Genomic DNA, 18732 nt, shown 5'->3' on the forward strand with positions numbered 1-18732 from the left:
ATCTTGCCCGCCGCCAGCATTTACCCCCTCGTCAAACACTTGCAAGGAAGCCGCCATGGACCAGGCACAGGAGAAATCGCAAGCCATTTCCGCCTTTATCGAAACGGCCAAACGCCACACCGCCGGCACCATCACGCGCCATGACCTGGACGCGGTGTTGAACGAACTCATCGCCATCGCCCGCCACACGAACTGGTGGGCAGCCCGGGAATACCCCGCCCCCACCGGCGAGGGGCTGCAGGCGCGCTACCTAATTCATGAAGAAGCCGACAGCACCTACGCGCTGTATCTGAACGTCATGAGGCCGGGCAAGAAGTCCGAACCGCACAACCACACCACCTGGGCCTGCATCGCAGCGGTCGAGGGCTCCGAGAGCAACTATCTCTATGAGCGCACCGACGATGGCGGCAAGCCGGGCCACGCCACCATCAAGCAGACCGGCGTGAAGGCGGTACGCCCCGGCGAAGGCATCGCGCTGATGGCCGACGATATCCACGCCGTGCACATCGAGGACGCCAGCATCCGCCACTTGCATATGTACGGACTGGCGCTCGAAAAGCTCGACCGGCGCCTGGCCTTCGACATGGAGACAAACACCTGCAAGATCAGGTCGGTGGGCGTGCAATCACGCCGCGGGGCATGAAGGACCTGCGCGACAAGCCCCGCTTCAATGCAGCATGGGTTCGGTGTGAGCCCGTATCCGACGCCGTCCGTGCGCCTTGTCGGTCAATATCTCGCCCGGCGCCACGCCATCGCCGCGCCAGCGGCGCGTCATGCCTTCCACCACCACAGGCAGGTCGCGCAGGCGATGAAACTCGGAGCGCAGCCAACGGGCATCGTTGCCGCCATGCTGAAGCTGGTCGCGCAACGTCTGCAGCATGTCCGCCGTACCCAGCTCCTCGGCCACCGGCATGAGGCGCTGCAGCAGCGCGCGAAGGTGATCGCCCAAGCGCACGCGTTCGCCTTTCGGCGTCACGTAGGCGCCGTGCATGCCGTAGCGGCAGGCCTGGAAATGATTACTGCGATAGGCCACCCAGGCCATCTCGGCCGGTTCGCCCTCGCGCGCGACCAACTCCGCCAGGACTTGTGCGAAAGCCGCCAGCTGGCATGCGCGCTCCACCGTCAGCGGCGTATCGCAGACGCGGATCTCCACCGTGCCGAATTCGGGCTTGGGGCGGATATCCCAGTACAGATCCTTGATGCTTTCGGCCAGACCCGAGGCGCGCAGCTGCGCGATGTGCGCCTCGAATCCGTACCAGTCCCGCACGCCTTCGGGCATGTGGCCGGACAAAGGGAAATTGTTGACCGCATTCAGGCGGCAGCAGGCGTATTGGGTGTCCACGCCCTCGAAATACGGCGAAGCGGCCGACAGGGCGATAAAGTGCGGCACATAGGGCGACAGACCCCGCACCAGCCGGATCGCCTCGTCGCCCGAAGTCGTGCCCAGATGGATATGCTGGCCGAATACCGTGAATTGGCGCGCCAGATAGCCGTAGGTATCGGCGATGTACTGAAAGCGCGGACTGTCGTGGATGCTGCGGTCCTGCCAGCGCATGAAAGGATGGACGCCACCGCCCGAGATGGCGATGCCCAGCGCATCGGCCGCTTGAACCACGGCATTGCGCATCTCGCGCATCTCGGCCAGCAGGCCGACAGGGTGCTCCTGCACCGAGGAGTTGAGCTCGATCATCGAGCGGGTGATTTCGGGCTTGATCCGATCGGCCATCGGATGGCCGGCCAACTGAGCCAGCAGGTCGTCCGACGCCGCGGTCAGGTCAAAACTGGCCGGATCGATGAGCTGCAGCTCCAGTTCGATCCCAAGGGTATTGGGGGCCGACGAGGTAAAGGACAGTTGATCCATCTCGGTCTCCTTCATGAAGCGTATGGGGAATGGCCTACCGGGAGCTTGATGCCTGGGAATTCATGCTTGCAGGGTGCCCGGTGAACCGACTTGCCGCTCGATAGTACGGTGCAAAATGATTACAAAACAGCCTGGAATCGTGACATTTATATGCAGAATACGAAGAACACGATTCTTCCCCCCGCGGGCCGGTGAGCAAATACTAACTTCCGGGATCGAGATGATTCAACCCACCAGGCGGGTGCCCCGCAAGGGGTATCTCAGGTGCTGCGCTTGCGCGAGGATTCGATACCGAGCTGCTTGAGCTTGCGGTAGAGATGGGTGCGTTCCAGACCGGTGCGCTCGGAAACGCGGGTCATGCTGTGGTTCTCGCGAACCAGGTGGTATTCGAAGTAGATGCGTTCGAAGGCATCGCGCGCTTCGCGCAGCGGCTGGTCCAGCGAGATGTTGCCCAGCAGGCCGTTGCCCGCCGGCGCCTGCGCCTCGGCCACGAGCATGGCCGACGGCGGATCGAGTTCGTCTTCGAGCGGCACCACGACCGACGCCTGGGCCTGGCCGGCCGAACCCGAATAGGCCGGAGCCCGGCTGCGCGTCAAGCCCGCCTCGATGGTCTTGAGCAGACGCTGCAGCGTGATGGGTTTTTCGAGAAAATCGATCGCGCCGATGCGCGTAGCCTCGACAGCGGTGTCGATGGTGGCGTGGCCGCTCATCATGATGACGGGCATGTCCAGCAGACCTTGCGAACCCCACTCCTTGAGCAGGCTTACGCCGTCAGTGTCGGGCATCCAGATGTCGAGCAGGACCAGGTCGGGACGCATGCGCAGCCGCGCGGCGCGCGCTTGCGCGGCGTTCTCCGCGAGCTCGACCGTGTGCCCTTCGTCGTAAAGAATCTCGGACAAAAGTTCGCGTATGCCCACTTCGTCGTCGACCACCAGAATCCTGGCCATAAACCTCTCACCTATTGCGTGGCCGCATTATCGCTCTTTTTTGCCGCAGAGCCGGCTTGACGGCAAAACGCGCTATTGCAAGCCGGCCCGGGCCGCGGCGCGGCGCCATGGTTCAAGCGGTGCTTGCGGCCAAGCGGGTCAGCAGTATCGACACTCGGGCTCCGCCTTCCTTGCGATTGGCAAGGTCGATGCGGCCGCCGTGCTCGTCGATGATCTTGCGCACGATGGCCAATCCTAACCCAGTTCCGTGCGCCTTGGTCGTGACATAGGGTTCGAAAGCCCGTTGCGCCACCTGGGCCGCGAAGCCCGGCCCGTTGTCGGCCACGACGAAACGCACGGCACGCTCGCCATCCGGCCGGGCGCTTTCGACCAATTGCGTCGATACCTTCACCCGCCCGGCATCGCCCCGTTCGGCCACCGCGTCGCGGGCATTGGACAACAGGTTGTGGATGACCTGGCGCAGTTGCGTCGGATCGCCCTCGATATCGGGCAGGTCCGGTTGCAGATGCACGTCCAGGTTGAGCGCGCGCGGGCCTTCGCCGCCGCCCGCCTCCCATCCGTATAGCGCCAGCACGTCGGCCACCAAACCATTGAAGGCGATGCGCTGCATCACCGCGGGCGGCGTGCGGGCATACTCGCGGAAATCATCCACCATCTTCTTGAGCGACCCCACCTGATTGACGATGGTGTTGGTCGACCGCGCGAGCATCTGTGCGTCCGACGGCGCAAGCTTGTCGGCCAGCTTCATGGCCAGCCGTTCGGCCGAAAGCTGGATGGGGGTGAGCGGATTCTTGATCTCGTGAGCCAGGCGCCGCGCCACCTCGCCCCAAGCCACGGTGCGGCTGGCCGAAATGACTTCGGTGATGTCGTCGAACACCACCAGGTAACCGTTGCCTCGCTCGTCCACGTGTAAATGCGTACCGCGCGCCAGCAGTATTGTCGCCTCGCCCGGCCCCGAGCGCTTGAGTTCGAACTGCTGCTGCCAGTGGGTGCGATCCGATCCTACGGCATCGTGCTCGGAAAACGCCTGGCGTATCAGATTGGCGAACTCGAGCATTGCATCGACGGTTTCGAGCGGCCGGCCTATGACTGAACGCAGGTCGGCCTGCAGAATGGTCTGCGCCCCCTGGTTGATGGTCGTCACGCGAAAGCCTTCATCAAAGGCCAGCACGCCGGAAGACAGGTTGGCCAGCACGTTTTCCAGATAGACGTTGGAGCGCTCGAGCTGCAAGCGGTTGCTCTCGACCATGCGGCGGGCCTCGTCGAGCTGGCGCGTCATGGCGTTGAACGAACGCGTGAGCTGGCCGACCTCGTCGCGCTCGGGCGGCTCGGGCAAGGGACGAAAATCGCCCACGCTCACCGCCTGCGTGCCTGCCGCCAGGCGCAAGAGGGGGCGCACCAGGCGCTTGGATAGCGATAGCGCCACTGCGATGGAGGCCAGCATGGCCAACAACAGCGCCAGCGTCAGCGTGATGCCATAGAGCTTGCGCAGGCCCAGCCGCGACAAGGCCAGCTCCTGATAATCGCTGAAACCGCGCTGCACGCGGTTGGCGTTGCGGGCGAGCTGGTCGGGTACCGGCTGCACCAGCTGCAGCCAGCGCGTCTCGGACGCCGCGCCCAGCAGACTGCCGTCAAAGCGCTCGGGCGAGATCAACGGAACCACGACCCGCAGCGTCAGCGTGCTGTCCACCCCCGGTGAGGTCGGATCGGAAGCCTCGGCGGCCGAATAACCGCCCGCCAGCTTGAGCTGGTTCATCACGGTCGACGGCGGCATGGACGGCATCATCTGGCCGTATTGGTTGGTGGAGAAGGCCACCAGCCTGCCGCTGCTGGTGAACACCGCGGCCTCCTGCACGCCGCTGTTCTCGCGCAAGCGGATCAGGGTCCGCGCGATGTCGTTGTCGCTAAGGTTGTTCAGCCCGCTGGCCATGGTGCGCGCGCGCGCATTCAGCTCGGCCAGCTGCGTATCGAGTACCGCACGGCCCAGGTTCAGGCCGGCATCCAGCGCGGTGTCGACCCGCACGTTGAACCAGGACTCGATCGAGCGCGACAAGAACTGTACCGACAAGGTGTAGATCAGCGCTCCCGGCACCACGCCGATCAGGGCGAAGGCCAGCGAGAAGCGCGCCGTGAGCCGGGCGCCGAACTGGCGGCGGCGGATCTGGCGCACCAGCTTGCTGGTCAGGCCGATGACCCAGACCAACAGGGCCAGGGCGAAGATGCCGTTGAGCAGCAGCAGCGCATCGTAATAATGCGCGAAGCGCGATGCGTTGCCGGTGGACCAGGCAAGCAGGCCCAGCAGCGACAAACCGCTCAGGGCGCCGATAATCAGGACAACGCGCGAGAACCGTATCATCGGGCCGGCCGTGCCACGGCGAAGGTAAAGGCAGTCCAGGGCGTGGTGGGCGACCAGGACCTGCTGTTCAGGGCATTGACCTGCAGCGGCCGCGTCAGCATGGATGTGTCCAGCCGCACGCGCAGCTGGCCGGAATACTTCACGCCCGACTCAAACTGATCGGCGGCGCCGACCTGCCAGTTGCGGATGCGCCGCACCTGTTCCATGGCCTGGTCGAGCGAAGTCACCGGCAAGGACAGCGCGCCCGTACCTGCCCGCCATTGACGCGTGAGCGCGTTGTAGACGATGCGCCAGGTCAGCGAGGTGTTGACTACGGTGCGATCGAACCACCACCAGCGCGAACGCTTGATGACCAGATCCGCGGTGAAGTACAGCGGCACCCCGCGTTGCGCGGCGTCGCGCAGTTGATCGTTGAGGACAAAACTCACGTCCGCGTCGAGCTCGAGACGGCCGTCGCGCAAGACCGGATCGATGCGTTCGACGCGCGGATCGGCGGTCTGGGCGGCCTGGGCGGCCCGCCCGTTCCATGCGCCGAACAGGGAGGTTGCCAACAGAAAAGCCAGAAAACCACGTGAGATCGCCAAAGAAAGGCAGGCGCGTAATGTCATGTCAACTATTTTTGGCGATTCATCCCTGCTTGGCAAACAAGGCATAGAAAAAACCGTCGTGCTGGGCCGCCGGTGTTGCGTCGATAGCAACGGGCAGCAGTTGGCCCGGCGCGGGCAGGCGCCGGGCCTCGGGATGGCGGGCCTGGAAGGCCCCCGCCTGAGCCTGGCCCTCGGCGGGGAAAACCGAGCAGGTGACATAGAGCAGCTTGCCGCCCGGCGCCACCGTGCGCCACAGGGCATCGGCGATGCCGGCCTGCAGCCTGGCCGTGCGCGCCACGTCCTCGGCGCGGCGCAGCCAGCGTATGTCGGGGTGGCGGCGCACGATGCCCGATGCCGTACAAGGAACATCGGCCAGCACGGCATCGAAAGGGCGGCCGTCCCACCACGCGTCCAGGTCAGCCGCGTCGGCCTGGCGCAGCGCCGCGCGCAAAGTTCCCAGGTGCAGGCGTTCCAGATTCTGCTCCACCCGCTCAAGGCGGGCGGCATCCACATCCAGCGCCAGAAGGTCCAGGTCGGCCAGCTCCAGCAGATGCGCCGTCTTGCCCCCCGGCGCGGCGCAGGCGTCCAGCACCCGCATGCCGTCGCGCGGCGCGAGCAGCGGCGCGGCCAATTGCGCGCCGGCATCCTGCACCGACCACCAGCCCTGCGCATATCCCGGCAACTGCGTCACCGGCCTGGGCACCGCCAGGACCAGTCCCGCCTGCCCGAAGACGTCGGCCGCGACGCCTTCGGCGCGCAAAGCGTCCAGCACCTGATCGCGCGTCGCGCGGCGGCGGTTGACCCGCAGCATGAGCGGCGCGGGCACGTTGGCGGCCTCGAGCAACTCGGCCCAATGATCAGGATAGTCGGCCCGCAGGCGGTCCACCCACCAGGACGGGTGGTTCCATCGCGCGCGCGGTGCGTCGGCCACCGCCTGATCCAGGGCCGCATGCTCGCGCAGGAAGCGGCGCAGGCAGGCGTTGAGCAGACCCTTGTACGGCGCCAGCTTGCATTCGCCGGCGGCGGCCTGCACAGCCTGGTTCACCACCGTATGCGATGCATAGGACGGCATGCCGGGCAGCGGATCGGCGCACGGCTTGAGCAGCGTGAGCGCCACGCGCAACAGCGCCGCCATGCGCGCGCCGGGCGATTTCTTGAGCAGCAGGCCGGCGATCTCGTCGGCCCAGCCCAGTTGGCGCATGGCATGAAAACCCAGGGCTTGCGTGCCCGGCCGCAAGGCGGCATCGGTGCGGGCCAGGACCTCGGTCAGCGAACGGCCCTGCTGGACGGCCAGGACAGCGTCGGCCGCGGCCAGAAGCAGCAGCGACAAGGGCGGTTGAAGAGCGCAGGAAACGGATTTAGCGGCTTGTGGCATGACGGCATTGAACCATGCGCGCGCGTGTCGATGCATCGAATGCCGCGCGCATCGGCAGCGCGCAATGGCGCAGCCTGATGCCGGCGCGCGCAGGCAAGGCGAGCAGACGGCCACGTCGGACGCGTGCGCGGGCCGCGGGTTCGACGCCCACAAGGCGTTTGCCGCGCTCGCGGTTTGCCGTTGCATCCGATGATCGCCTGCCGCAGCCGGTCCGGCACAGGCCCGCGAGTACAATGGGGGCTTGCCAGAAAACCGGGTTTTTATGTCCAACGCCACCGCGCCCAAAGTGGGCTTCGTCTCCCTGGGCTGTCCCAAAGCCCTGGTCGACTCCGAACGCATTCTCACGCAACTGCGCACCGAGGGCTACCAGATCAGTCCCAGCTACGACGACGCCGACGTCGTCGTGGTCAACACCTGCGGCTTCATCGACAGCGCCAAGGCCGAATCGCTCGACGCCATCGGCGAGGCCATCGCCGAGAACGGCAAGGTCATCGTCACCGGCTGCATGGGCGTGGAAGAATCCGTCATCCGCGGCGTGCACCCCAGCGTGCTGGCCGTGACCGGCCCGCAACAGTACGAGCAGGTCGTGCGCGCCGTGCACGATGCCGCCCCGCCCAGGCAGGACCATAACCCGCTGATCGACCTGGTGCCGCCGCAGGGCGTCAAGCTCACGCCGCGCCACTATGCCTATCTGAAGATTTCAGAAGGCTGCAATCACCGCTGCAGCTTCTGCATTATCCCGTCGATGCGCGGCGATCTGGTCAGCCGGCCGGTGGGCGATGTGCTGAACGAAGCCGAGCGCCTGGTCAAAGCCGGCGTGAAGGAACTGCTGGTGATCTCGCAAGACACCAGCGCCTACGGCGTCGACCTCAAGTACCGCAGCGGTTTCTGGAACGGCCGCCCCGTCAAGACCCGCATGACCGAACTCTGCGGCGCGCTGTCGGAGTTGGGCGTGTGGACGCGCCTGCATTACGTCTACCCCTATCCGCACGTCGACGAAGTCATCCCCATGATGGCCGAGGGCAAGATCCTGCCCTACCTGGACATCCCCTTCCAGCACGCCAGCCCGCGCGTGCTAAAGGCCATGAAGCGTCCTGCGTTCGAAGACAAGACCATGGCACGCATCAAGCAGTGGCGCCAGGCTTGCCCGGACCTGACCATTCGCTCGACCTTCATCGTCGGCTTTCCCGGCGAGACCGAAGAAGATTTCCAATACCTGCTGGACTGGATGACCGAAGCCCAGCTCGACCGCGTGGGCTGCTTCCAGTATTCGCCCGTGCAAGGGGCACCGGCCAACGCGCTGGGCGGGCATGTGCCCGACGAGGTCAAGCAGGCGCGCTGGGAGCGCTTCATGGAACACCAGCAGGCGATCTCGGCCGCGCGTCTTTCGGCCAAGGTGGACCGCGAGATCGACGTGCTGATCGACGGCCCCGACGAGGACGGCGACATCGTCGGCCGCTCCAGCGCCGATGCGCCCGAGATCGACGGCGTGGTGTATGTGGAAAGCGGCAGAACCCTGAAGGCCGGCGATCTGGTGCGCGTGCGCGTCACGGACGCCGACGAATACGATCTCTGGGGCGAAACCGTTTAGTCAACATGGCCTTGAAGAACATCTGCGTCTACCTGGGTTCCAACACCGGCCGCACGCCCGTCTACCTCGAGCAGGCGCAGGTGCTGGGCCGCGAGCTGGCGGGGCGCGGCATCGGCCTGGTCTACGGCGGCTCCAACGTCGGACTCATGGGCGTGCTGGCGGACGCCGCACTGGAAGCGGGCGGCCGCGTCGTCGGCATCCTCCCCGAGCGCCTCAAAGCCAAGGAAGTGGCGCACCTGGGCCTGACCGAACTGCACATCGTCGCCACCATGCACGAGCGCAAGCACAGGATGGCCGAAATCTCCGACGGCTTTATCGCCCTGCCAGGCGGCGCCGGCACCCTCGATGAAATCTTCGAGACCTGGACCTGGGCGCAACTGGGATTCCACAGCAAGCCTTGCGGTCTGCTCAATATTGCCGGCTATTACGACAAGCTGGCCGACTTCCTCGATCACGCCGCGCAGGAACGGTTCATGCGCCAAGAGCATCGAGCCATGCTGATGGTCGAGTCCAGCCCGGCGGCGCTCCTGGACCGCTATGCGGCCTACCAGGCGCCCACCGTCTCGAAATGGATCACCGAGGGAAAGTGATCATGCAGGATCAGATTCCGCGCGATACCGCCGCCGTCCTGCGCGATTATTTCCATGCCAAGGACGAGAACCGCCCCTGGTATATGGCCCGCGCCTTTGCACCCGATGCGGTGCTCAAGGTCGCGCTGCGCACACAGGCCATTGCCTTCCCCCCCGAATCGCGCGGGGTGCAGGCCATCGCCGACACGCTGGCGCGCCGCTTCGGCCAGACCTACGACAACGTCTTTACCTTCTATCTGTCGCGCCCCGCGGACGGCGCCATGCTCGATGCCTACCGCTGCGACTGGGTCGTGGCCATGACCGAGAAAACGACGGGCCAGGCGCGCGTCGGCTGCGGCCTCTACGAATGGACCTTCCACCGCGAGCCGCACCAGGCCGCCAGCCTGGTCATCACCATCGAGAACATGCTGACCTTGCCGGCCGACGAGGCCGACGCCATTCTCGATTGGATCACCCGCCTGCCCTATCCTTGGGCCGACGCCCAGCGCATCGTCTCTACCGCGCCGGCCATCGAGGCCCTCGCGCCGGTCCTCCAATGGATACGGCGCAACGCGCCACACCCTTCGCTGACGGCCTGATCCTCCCACTGCGGCAAAGACCATGTGCGACCAAGATCCGCAGCGCATCACCGACCTGGAGATGCTGACCCGGTTATACGGCGAACCGAGCACCGCGTCTCTCGTGAAAGAGTTGGATCACATCCACCCGCATTACCGGGCCTTCATCCAGGCCGCTCCCTTCGCGGCGCTGGCCACCTGTTCGCCTGAAGGACTGGACGTCTCGCCGCGCGGCGATCCGGCCGGCTTCGTACACATCGAGGACGCCAGGACGCTGATGATCCCGGACCGGCGCGGCAACAACCGCATCGATAGCCTGCGCAACGTGCTGGCCGATCCGCGCGTGGCGCTGCTGTTCCTGATACCGGGCGTGAGCGAGACGCTGCGCGTGAACGGCCGCGCCGAGATCCGCGTGGAGCCCGCCCTGCTCGAACGCTTCGCCATGGATGGCAAGCGGCCGCGCTCGGTGCTCGTCATCCACGTGGAGACGGTGTTCTTCCAATGCTCGCGCGCCATCGTGCGCGCGGGCCTGTGGGATGTGTCCAAGCACACGGCGCGTAGCGAACTGCCCAGCACCGGCGGCATGCTGGCCGATTTCAGCAAAGGGACGTTCGACGGCCAGACGTACGACCGCGAGTTGGAATCACGGGTGAAAAGCACGCTGTATTGAGGTGCCTCAATCAGGCTGCCAACCGCGCACGAACACATCCACCGGCTGACGCTTTCCGCCCGCCTTCTGCAGTTCCAATAAGCGTAGCAAGCCCTCGCCCGTGGCAATGTCTATGCCCTGGGCCGTGGCGTTCAGCACGCGGCCCGGCTCCCCCACCCCCGGCAAGGCCTGCGCCTTCCACACCTTGACCGGATCAGCCAGGCCCGGCAAGCGTATCGTCGCCCCCGGCACGGGATTGAACGCGCGCACGCGGCGCACCAGCAGTTCGGCGGCCTGCGTGCAATCGAGCGCGGCTTCGGCCTTGTCCAGCTTGGCGGCGTAGGTCACGCCGTCCTCGGGCTGGGGGCGCGGTGTCAGCTGCGCCAGCGTGGCCAGCGTCTGGACGATGGCGCGGCCGCCCTCCTGGGCCAGCGCGTCGTGCAATTCGGCCGCCGTCAGCGTCTGGCCTATGGGCACTGTGCGTTCGAGCAGCATGTCGCCCGTATCCAGGCCCTCGTCCATCTGCATGATGGTCACGCCCGTCCGGGCGTCGCCCGCCTCGATGGCGCGCTGGATCGGCGCCGCGCCGCGCCAGCGCGGCAGCAGGCTGGCATGAATGTTCAGGCAGCCCAGCCGCGGCAATCGCAGCGTCCACACCGGCAGGATCAGACCGTAGGCGGCCACCACCATCACGTCCGGCGCCACGCGCTCGAGCAGCGCGCGCGCAGATGCGGCTTCGTCGGGATACTTGCCCTCCAGCCTCAGGCTGCGCGGCTGCGCCACCTCGATGCCGGCATCGAGCGCGGCCTGCTTGACCGGACTGGGCGTGAGCTTGAGTCCGCGGCCGGCGGGACGATCGGGCTGCGTGAGCACCAGCGCAATCTCATGCCCGGCGGCCCGCAGGGCCTGCAGAGCGACACGGGCGAAGTCGGGAGTTCCGGCAAAGACAAGGCGCATGGCACAAAAAAGAAACCGTGAAAACGCTATTGTCACTCATCGAGCAAGAACGGCTAGGCGCGCGCCCGTGCCGTCGGCGACCATGGCGCAGCTCGCACAACTCACGAGAATCATGCACGACTACGCGAAACGCTTCGAAGCCGTCCTGGCCCATATCGTCGAAAACCTTGCGGGCGACCTATCGGTTGAAACGCTGGCTCGCCTCGCGAACTTCTCGAAGTTTCATTTTCATAGGCAGTTCGCCGCCTACATCGGCATGCCGGTTTCGCGCTACGTGCAACTCATGCGTTTGCAAGTGTCCGCCCGCCGCCTGGCCTCGCGCGAACCCTATCCGGTTCTCGAGGCGGCGTTCGACGCGGGCTTCGACAGCCCGGAGGCCTTCAGCCGCGCGTTCAAGCGCGCGTTCGGCCTGTCGCCCAGCGCGTTTCGGCGGCGTCCGAGCTGGCATATCTGGAGCGCGAATTTCGTCGTTCCCTACCTTTCCAGGAAACTCACCATGCAAGTGCAAATCGTCGACTTCGCCCAGACCCGCGTCGCCGCGCTCGAACATATCGGGCCGCCTGGCCTGGTCAACGCGAGCGTGCAAAAATTCATAGCCTGGCGCAAACACAGCGGACACTCTTCCCTGTCCTCGAACCGCATCTTCGGCATTCCGTACAACAACCCGGACACGACACCCGAAGACGAATTCCGCTTCGACATCTGCGGGGAAGTCGCCGATCCGGTCGCGCCCAATGCCTATGGCGTGCGCGAGATCGTCATCCCCGGCGGCCGGTGCGCCGTGGTCCGGCATACGGGATCGACCGACCATATCGGCGAAACGATCTACCCGATCTACCGCAACTGGCTGCCTTCGAGCGGCGAGGAATTGCGCGATCACCCCTTGTTCTTCCATTATGTGAACGTCTGCCCCGAAACCCCGCAGGACCGGTGGCAAACCGACATCCACCTTCCCCTGGCTTAGATCATTGCAGTATCCCGCCCTCATACGCCGGCTGCTTCGCGCCAAAGAACCCATGGACGCCGCCTCGCACGAGGCCCGGCCCGCCAGGCGCCCGGCCGCGGATACATTGCGGCCCCCCCAGCCAAGGAGCTGTCATGAACGAAGGTTTCGATATCGTGGGCCGGTATGGCGACGACCTGGACGCGGCGCGCGCATTCTGCATGGACACGCGGCAATTGCGCGATCCGGCCGGCCAGGGGTGGAAGTTGATCCAGGCACGCAAGGCGTAGAACAGACATGTCCCGCACACGGCGCCTGCTCGACCTGATCCAGATCCTGCGCGGCCACCGGTTTCCCATTGCCGGCGAGCGACTGGCCGAGCAGCTTGGCATCAGCCTTCGCACGCTGTACCGGGATATCCGCAGCCTGCAGGAACAAGGCGCCCACATCGACGGCGCGCCCGGGCTGGGCTATCTCCTGCGTCCCGGCTTCATGTTGCCGCCCCTGATGTTCTCGGAAGAGGAGATCGAGGCCCTGGTACTCGTGGCCTGGTGCGAGCTGCGCCAGGGGTTCCGCCATTTCCGCACGGACCACATCAGCGCGATGGAAACCTTGCCGCAGCGCTACCCTCGGCGCCGGCAGGCTTTGCTCAAGGCATGGCGCGAGCAGGAAGGCCTCTTGCGGCGTAATCCCACTGCTGACAAAAATTGACAGCAGTGCGGTCTAGCATGCATTCCGAGGCAATTGACCGCCTCGCCTCTTTCCGGAGCACACGCATGCGCGACCCGAACTACTGCCTTCTGTATGTGAACGACCCGGCCGCCAGCACGGCCTTCTATGCGGGCCTGCTGGGCAAGCGCCCGGTCGAAGCCTCGCCGACCTTCGCGCTGTTTGTCCTCGGATCGGGCATCATGCTGGGGCTGTGGTCCCGCCATGCGGTCGAGCCCGCGGCAAGCGCCTCGGGCGGCGGCGCAGAACTGGCTTTTCCGGTCGACAGCGATGCCGAGGTCGACACCGTCTATGCGGACTGGCGCGCCCGGCGCCTGGCCATCGCCCAAGCGCCGACCCGCATGGATTTCGGCTACACCTTCGTCGCCACGGACCCCGATGGGCATCGCCTGCGCGTTTTCTCGCCTGCGCCGCAATAAGCCCAGGCCGGCCTGTTGCCTAAAGCATCTTTACAGCCGCGCGGGACGGCCTTGACAGCCTGGATAGAGCGGACGCCCGCCTCAAGCCTTGACCAGCTCACGCTCGGCCTTTTTCATCTTGGTCTTGATGCGGTTGCGCTTGAGCGCAGACAGGTATTCGACGAAGACCTTGCCTTCCAGGTGGTCCATCTCGTGCTGCACGCAGACGGCCAGAAGGCCTTCGGCTTGCATTTCGTAGGGGCGGCCTTCCTCGTCCAGCGCCGTGAAGCGGATGCGCTCGGCGCGCTCGACCTCGTCGTAAATGCCGGGCACCGACAGGCAGCCTTCCTCGACCGCCTTGACGGTCTCGCTCTTCCAGGTGATCTCGGGGTTGATCAGCACCAGCAGGTCGCGGCCCTCGTCCGACACGTCGATGACGATGACGCGCTCATGCACGTCGACCTGCGTCGCCGCCAGGCCCACGCCGGGCGCTTCGTACATGGTGTCGGCCATATCGCGCACCAGCTTGCGGATGCGCTCGTCCACCACCGCGACCGGCTTGGCTTTCTTGTGCAAGCGGGCATCGGGATAGCGCAGGATGGTAAGCAAGGCCATGATGAAAAACGGAAAACGTTGAAAATTTCAATGGCACTATGATAATCGATTAGCCCATTGATTTCTAATCGCTTTTTCCTAATTCCAGGATAGAGCGGGACAACAGCCGGGTGGCGCGGGCGCCGCAAATCGTGCCGCAAACCCGTCACGCTGGCGACCCTGGGCACGGCCCGCCCATGCGACACTAGCGTGCTGTTCCGCTCCCACATTCCCGCCGGCGCGCCCATGCCGCTCACGCACACCCACGACGAACTTTCCGCCTGGCTGCGCCTGTCGCTCGAACCCGATCTGGGTCCGTCGCTGGCCTACGCCCTGCTGTCCGCCCTGGGCGAACCCGCGCAGATCTACGCCCGCCGGTCCACCGAGCTGATGCGGCACGTCCCGCAGAGCCTGGCCCTGCAGCTCGCAGCCGGACCGCCGGCCGAGATCGGCGCCCAGATCGAGGCCACGCTGCGCTGGGTGGACGAACCGGGCCGGCACATCCTCACGCTGGCCGATTCCGCTTACCCCAAGCAGCTGCTCACCATCGCCGACCCGCCGCTGCTGCTCTATGTGGCGGGGGACCCCGCGCAACTGTCCAAACCCGGCCTGGCCGTGGTGGGTACGCGCAACGCCACGCCCGGGGGTGCGGAAAACGCCCGCGCCTTCTCGCGCCACCTGGCCGCGCAAGGCTGGAGCGTGGTCAGCGGGCTGGCGCTGGGCATAGACGGCGCCGCGCACGAGGGCGCCCTGGCCGCCGGCCCTCAGGGCGCGGGAACCACAGCGGTGATGGGCACCGGCATCGACCGCATCTATCCGGCCGCGCATCGCGATCTGGCGTACCGCATCGCGGCGCAAGGCGCGCTGGTCAGCGAGTTTGCATTGGGCACCCCGGTGCGGCCGTTCCACTTTCCGCGCCGCAATCGTCTGGTGGCCGGCTTGTCGCGCGGCGTGCTGGTGGTGGAAGCCGCCCGGCAGAGTGGTTCGCTCATCACGGCCCGCCTGGCTGCTGAAAGCGGCCGCGAAGTTTTCGCCATCCCCGGTTCGATCCACTCTCCCTTGTCGCGCGGTTGCCATGCCCTGATCCGGCAGGGCGCCAAGCTGGTCGAGACGGCGCAGGACATCACGGACGAACTGGGCCTGCCCGCCCCCGGCGCCAGGCCTGTGCCGGCAAAGGCGGCGCCGGCCGCCACCCCCGCCGCGCCAGAGCACCCCCTGCTCCACGCCCTGGGTCACGACCCCCTACACCTGGATGCCCTGCAAACCCGCACGGGACTGGACACCGCCACGCTGCAGGCGCAACTGCTGGAACTGGAGCTGGCCGGGCATATCGTTCGGCTGGACGACGGGCGGTTTCAACAGCGGGCGTCGGGAAAGGCCTGAAGCATTCAGTCCCATGGCCCAATGCGGCTGCGGTCGCTTTGCGCTATCGTTGGCCCAACGACCAATCATCCGCCCCGGAGCCGAAAATGTCCCTGCCTGCCCGCGTAAAACTTGTCGAGGTCGCACCGCGCGACGGCTTGCAGAACGAGAAGAACTTCATCGCCACTGAGGTCAAGGTCGAATTGGTGGAAAGGCTGGCCAATGCCGGCTTTCCCAATGTCGAGGCAGCGTCCTTCGTGTCGCCCAAGTGGGTGCCGCAGATGGCCGACGGCGCGCAAGTCATGGCAGGCATACGCCGCAAGCCGGGCACGATCTATTCGGTGCTCACGCCCAATATGCGGGGCTTCGAAGGCGCCCTGGCCGCGCGGGCCGACGAAGTGGTGATCTTCGGCGCGGCCAGCGAAGCCTTCTCGCAGCGCAACATCAACTGTTCGATCGCCGAATCCATCGCACGCTTCGAACCCGTGGCGCAGGCGGCCAAGGCCGCCGGCATGCGCCTGCGCGGCAGCATCAGCTGCGCGCTGGGCTGCCCGTACCAGGGCGAAGTACCCATCGCGTCGGTGGTGGATGTGGCGCAGCGCTTGCTGGCGCTGGGCTGCGACGAGATCGACGTGGCCGACACCATAGGCGTGGGCACCCCGTTGCTCACGCGCAAGGTCATGAGCGCCGTCACGGCCAAGATCGATCCTGCGCGCGTCTCGGGCCATTTCCACGACACCTACGGCCAGGCGCTGGCCAACATTCTGGCCACGCTGGAGACGGGCATCTCGATCTTCCATGCCTCGGTCTCGGGCCTGGGCGGCTGCCCCTACGCCAAGGGCGCCACCGGCAACGTGGCCACCGAGGACGTGGTCTACATGCTGCGCGGCCTGGGCATCGACACCGGCGTGGACTTCGACGCGCTGGTCGACATCGGCCAATGGATCTCTGGCCACCTGGACCGCAAAGGCGGCAGCCGGGCGGGCAACGCGACGGCGGCCAAACGGGCGGCTTGAGCCGCGCGTCCCGGCCGGGAAAGCGGGCCGCGGCAGACAAAGGCCGCGCAGTGCGCGGCCTTTGCGCACGGACTCAGGCGAGCGACACCGACACCGGCTCGTTGGCTTCGCAGGCTTGAAGCGCCCGGGCCAGGCGCTGCACGCCCAGCTTCAGCAGCGCCTGGTCGACCGTGACGAAGGACAGACGCATGGCGTGCAAGTCCGCATGCCTGGACGGATCGAGATAAAAACCCCTGCCCGGCACATAGACCACTTCCTTCTCGATGGCATGGGGCAAAAGGCGCGTGGCGTCGATGTCGCCGGTCAGGCGCACCCAGAAGAACATGCCGCCTTCGGGTTTGACGTAGCTGACCCGATCTCCCAGGATGCCCGACAGCGCACTGTCAAGCGCCTCGCAACGGGCGCCGTAGGCGGCGCGGATGCGGGGCACGTGCTGGTGATAGCGGCCACCCGCGATGTACTGCGCGGCGATTTCCTGGATCCACACCGGGTTGGACATGTCGTCCGCCGCCTTGGCGCTGACGCAGCGGCGGCGGATCTGGGCCGGCGCGATCAGCCAGCCCACGCGCATGCCCGGCGCCATGGTCTTGGACAGGGTGGACGTATAGGCCACCCACGGACGCGACTGGGCGTCGGCCAGGGCCATGATGGGCGGCACTTTCTCGCCGCTATAGCGCAGTTCGCCGTAGGGGTCGTCCTCGATCAGCAGAAAACGATGTTTGACCGCCAGCTGCAGCAATTTCAGGCGGCGCTCGCGGCTGACGGTGGCGCCGCCCGGGTTGGAGAACGAAGCCACCACCGAAACGATCTTGGGCTTGAGGCGCGCGGCCATCTCGTCGAGCGCATCGACGTCCACGCCGGCCGACGTGGCGGCCACGCCGTGCACCGCGGCGCCGGTATAGCGAAAGGCCTGGACCGTATTGGGAAAGGCCGGGTCCTCGACGATGACATTGTCGCCCCGCTGCAGCAGCACGCGCGACAGGAGCGCCATGCCATGCTGCGCTCCGCCCGTGACCATGATCTGGTCGGGCGCGCAGGCGATGCCGCGCTCGCCGCACAGCCCGATGAGCGCGGCCAGCAGGCTGGGCTGACCCTCGACATTGGCGTACTGCAGAAAGCCGCGCAGATTCGGCATGATCCGGTCGCAGGCTTCCTGCAGACCCTCGACATCGAAAAGCTCCGGCGCCGGATAGCCGCCCGCAAGCGATACCGTGCCGGGCCGCGATGCGTAGGGCGCCAGCGACCGGATGGGTGGGACGTAGATTTCCTTGAATGCATCGGCAAAGGCGTAATGCGGCGCGGGAGCGGACATGAGGATGGGCACGGTGGGATAAACGCGTAGGATAATGATCGCGTTCCCAATTACCCGCAACACCTCGCACGGCGGCGTTGCACATCCGTTTTCCACACCCGCTTTCACGCCATGACCGACGCCACGCTTTTGCCCTGCTCCGACGACACGCTGGCCGCGCGCCTGGCGGCCATCCGCGCGCGCATGGCCGCCGCCTGCGCGCGCGCCGGCCGGCCGGCCGACAGTGTGGCGCTGCTGCCTGTGAGCAAAACCTTCGGCGTCGATCTGATCCGCCAAGCGGCCGGCCTGGGCCTGACCCGCTTCGGCGAAAACAAGACCCAGGAAATCCGCCAGAAAGCCGATCCCTTGGCCGACCTGGGCCTGCAATGGGTGTTGATCGGCCACCTGCAGACCAACAAAGCCAAGGAAGCCGCGCGCGATGCGGCCGAAGTGCAATCGCTGGATCGCCTGGACCTGGCCCAGGCCCTGCAGCGGCGCCTGGACCTGGAAGGCCGCGCCATCGACGTGCTGGTGCAGGTCAAGACCTCGTCCGAAGACAGCAAATCCGGCCTGCCGCCCGCCGATCTGGCCGGCTTCCTGCGCACCGTGGCGCGCGACTATCCGACCTTGCGCGTCAAGGGATTGATGACCCTGGCAGTCAACTCCGACGACCCGCACGCGGTGCGCGCCTGTTTTCGCCAGCTGCGCCAATTGCGCGACACGATGCGCGGCGCGGACATCGCCGGCATCGAACTGGACCGTCTCTCCATGGGCATGAGCGGCGATTTCGAACTGGCCATCGAAGAAGGATCGACCGAAGTCAGGATAGGCAGCGCCCTGTTCGGCGCGCGCCACTATCCCGCGTAGGCCATCGCGCCCGCTTGCGCGCCAACGCGCAATCCCGCAACATCGCGCATCGCCACTACCAG

The 18732-nt window shown here is 66.2% G+C and carries 21 protein-coding genes and 1 pseudogene; 14 read left to right on the top strand and 8 right to left on the bottom strand.

All coding sequences use genetic code 11. The features are described from left to right. The first annotated feature begins 55 nt into the window (after window positions 1–55). The gene (locus tag H143_RS0105150; protein WP_019937165.1) at window positions 56–643 is read left to right on the top strand and encodes a hypothetical protein; all 588 of its coding nucleotides are present in this window, start codon (window positions 56–58) and stop codon (window positions 641–643) included. Window positions 644–667: 24 nt separating this feature from the next. Here the strand turns inward: H143_RS0105150 and H143_RS0105155 are convergent, their stop codons facing one another. The 5 genes from H143_RS0105155 to rsmB form a co-directional block, all read right to left on the bottom strand. Then, window positions 668–1861, bottom strand: a complete 1194-nt coding sequence (locus H143_RS0105155; RefSeq protein WP_026349744.1) for a YbdK family carboxylate-amine ligase — start codon at window positions 1859–1861, stop codon at window positions 668–670. A gap of 260 nt (window positions 1862–2121) precedes the next feature. Beyond that, entirely contained in the window at window positions 2122–2808 is a 687-nt protein-coding gene (locus H143_RS0105160) for a response regulator (protein ID WP_019937167.1), read from the bottom strand. Between the two features lie 112 nt (window positions 2809–2920). Further along, complete coding sequence (locus tag H143_RS19995) at window positions 2921–5164, bottom strand: ATP-binding protein (RefSeq protein ID WP_019937168.1); 2244 nt, start codon at window positions 5162–5164, stop codon at window positions 2921–2923. Further along, window positions 5161–5772 (bottom strand): DUF4390 domain-containing protein, encoded by a 612-nt coding sequence (locus tag H143_RS0105170; protein WP_019937169.1) that lies wholly within the window; start codon window positions 5770–5772, stop codon window positions 5161–5163. Before H143_RS0105170 ends, H143_RS19995 begins: the two co-directional genes overlap by 4 nt. A 19-nt stretch (window positions 5773–5791) precedes the next feature. Then, a complete protein-coding gene (rsmB, locus tag H143_RS0105175; protein WP_026349745.1) occupies window positions 5792–7126 on the bottom strand; it encodes a 16S rRNA (cytosine(967)-C(5))-methyltransferase RsmB in 1335 nt (444 codons plus the stop codon). Here rsmB and H143_RS22640 point away from each other — a divergent pair. The 5 genes from H143_RS22640 to H143_RS0105195 all read left to right on the top strand — a co-directional run bounded on the left by H143_RS22640 (window position 7125) and on the right by H143_RS0105195 (window position 10534). After that, window positions 7125–7319: a hypothetical protein gene (locus H143_RS22640; protein ID WP_019937171.1), complete on the top strand. Its 195-nt coding sequence runs from the start codon at window positions 7125–7127 to the stop codon at window positions 7317–7319. The genes rsmB and H143_RS22640 overlap by 2 nt on opposite strands. Before the next feature lie 69 nt (window positions 7320–7388). Then, window positions 7389–8717: a 30S ribosomal protein S12 methylthiotransferase RimO gene (rimO, locus tag H143_RS0105180; protein WP_019937172.1), complete on the top strand. Its 1329-nt coding sequence runs from the start codon at window positions 7389–7391 to the stop codon at window positions 8715–8717. 5 nt (window positions 8718–8722) lie between these two features. Beyond that, entirely contained in the window at window positions 8723–9307 is a 585-nt protein-coding gene (locus H143_RS0105185; RefSeq protein WP_019937173.1) for a TIGR00730 family Rossman fold protein, read from the top strand. A gap of 2 nt (window positions 9308–9309) precedes the next feature. Further along, on the top strand, window positions 9310–9885 hold the full coding sequence (locus H143_RS0105190; RefSeq protein WP_019937174.1) for a hypothetical protein: 576 nt from the start codon (window positions 9310–9312) through the stop codon (window positions 9883–9885). Between the two features lie 22 nt (window positions 9886–9907). After that, window positions 9908–10534 carry a pyridoxamine 5'-phosphate oxidase family protein gene (locus H143_RS0105195; RefSeq protein ID WP_019937175.1) on the top strand — a complete coding sequence of 209 codons (627 nt, stop codon included), beginning with the start codon at window positions 9908–9910 and terminating at the stop codon, window positions 10532–10534. A 6-nt stretch (window positions 10535–10540) separates the two neighbouring features. On the opposite strand, the gene fmt is transcribed toward H143_RS0105195, so the two are convergent. Continuing rightward, window positions 10541–11470, bottom strand: coding sequence for a methionyl-tRNA formyltransferase (fmt, locus tag H143_RS0105200; protein WP_019937176.1), 930 nt, complete (start codon window positions 11468–11470; stop codon window positions 10541–10543). Between the two features lie 112 nt (window positions 11471–11582). On the opposite strand from fmt, the gene H143_RS0105205 reads away from it, so the two are divergent. The 5 genes and pseudogenes from H143_RS0105205 (at window position 11583) to H143_RS0105220 (ending at window position 13561) form a co-directional block, all read left to right on the top strand. Next, complete coding sequence (locus H143_RS0105205) at window positions 11583–12434, top strand: GyrI-like domain-containing protein (protein WP_019937177.1); 852 nt, start codon at window positions 11583–11585, stop codon at window positions 12432–12434. Window positions 12435–12441: 7 nt separating this feature from the next. Then, a pseudogene (locus tag H143_RS22875) lies at window positions 12442–12531 on the top strand (AraC family transcriptional regulator); the annotation flags it as partial. A gap of 37 nt (window positions 12532–12568) precedes the next feature. Continuing rightward, window positions 12569–12703: a hypothetical protein gene (locus H143_RS23120; protein WP_019937178.1), complete on the top strand. Its 135-nt coding sequence runs from the start codon at window positions 12569–12571 to the stop codon at window positions 12701–12703. 7 nt (window positions 12704–12710) lie between these two features. Further along, the gene (locus tag H143_RS0105215; RefSeq protein WP_019937179.1) at window positions 12711–13124 is read left to right on the top strand and encodes a YafY family protein; all 414 of its coding nucleotides are present in this window, start codon (window positions 12711–12713) and stop codon (window positions 13122–13124) included. Between the two features lie 65 nt (window positions 13125–13189). Next, a complete protein-coding gene (locus H143_RS0105220; protein WP_019937180.1) occupies window positions 13190–13561 on the top strand; it encodes a VOC family protein in 372 nt (123 codons plus the stop codon). An 81-nt stretch (window positions 13562–13642) separates the two neighbouring features. Here the strand turns inward: H143_RS0105220 and def are convergent, their stop codons facing one another. Beyond that, complete coding sequence (gene def, locus H143_RS0105225; RefSeq protein ID WP_019937181.1) at window positions 13643–14155, bottom strand: peptide deformylase; 513 nt, start codon at window positions 14153–14155, stop codon at window positions 13643–13645. A gap of 225 nt (window positions 14156–14380) precedes the next feature. Here def and dprA point away from each other — a divergent pair, with 225 nt between their 5' ends. Beyond that, window positions 14381–15517: a DNA-processing protein DprA gene (gene dprA, locus H143_RS0105230; RefSeq protein ID WP_026349747.1), complete on the top strand. Its 1137-nt coding sequence runs from the start codon at window positions 14381–14383 to the stop codon at window positions 15515–15517. 86 nt (window positions 15518–15603) lie between these two features. Beyond that, on the top strand, window positions 15604–16512 hold the full coding sequence (locus H143_RS0105235; RefSeq protein WP_019937183.1) for a hydroxymethylglutaryl-CoA lyase: 909 nt from the start codon (window positions 15604–15606) through the stop codon (window positions 16510–16512). A gap of 73 nt (window positions 16513–16585) precedes the next feature. Here the strand turns inward: H143_RS0105235 and H143_RS0105240 are convergent, their stop codons facing one another. Next, window positions 16586–17824 (bottom strand): PLP-dependent aminotransferase family protein, encoded by a 1239-nt coding sequence (locus H143_RS0105240; protein WP_019937184.1) that lies wholly within the window; start codon window positions 17822–17824, stop codon window positions 16586–16588. Window positions 17825–17935: 111 nt separating this feature from the next. Here H143_RS0105240 and H143_RS0105245 point away from each other — a divergent pair, with 111 nt between their 5' ends. Continuing rightward, window positions 17936–18670, top strand: coding sequence for a YggS family pyridoxal phosphate-dependent enzyme (locus H143_RS0105245; RefSeq protein WP_019937185.1), 735 nt, complete (start codon window positions 17936–17938; stop codon window positions 18668–18670). Window positions 18671–18732 lie beyond the last annotated feature (62 nt).

The organism is Bordetella sp. FB-8 (assembly GCF_000382185.1).
In the GTDB taxonomy this organism is placed as follows: domain Bacteria; phylum Pseudomonadota; class Gammaproteobacteria; order Burkholderiales; family Burkholderiaceae_B; genus Bordetella.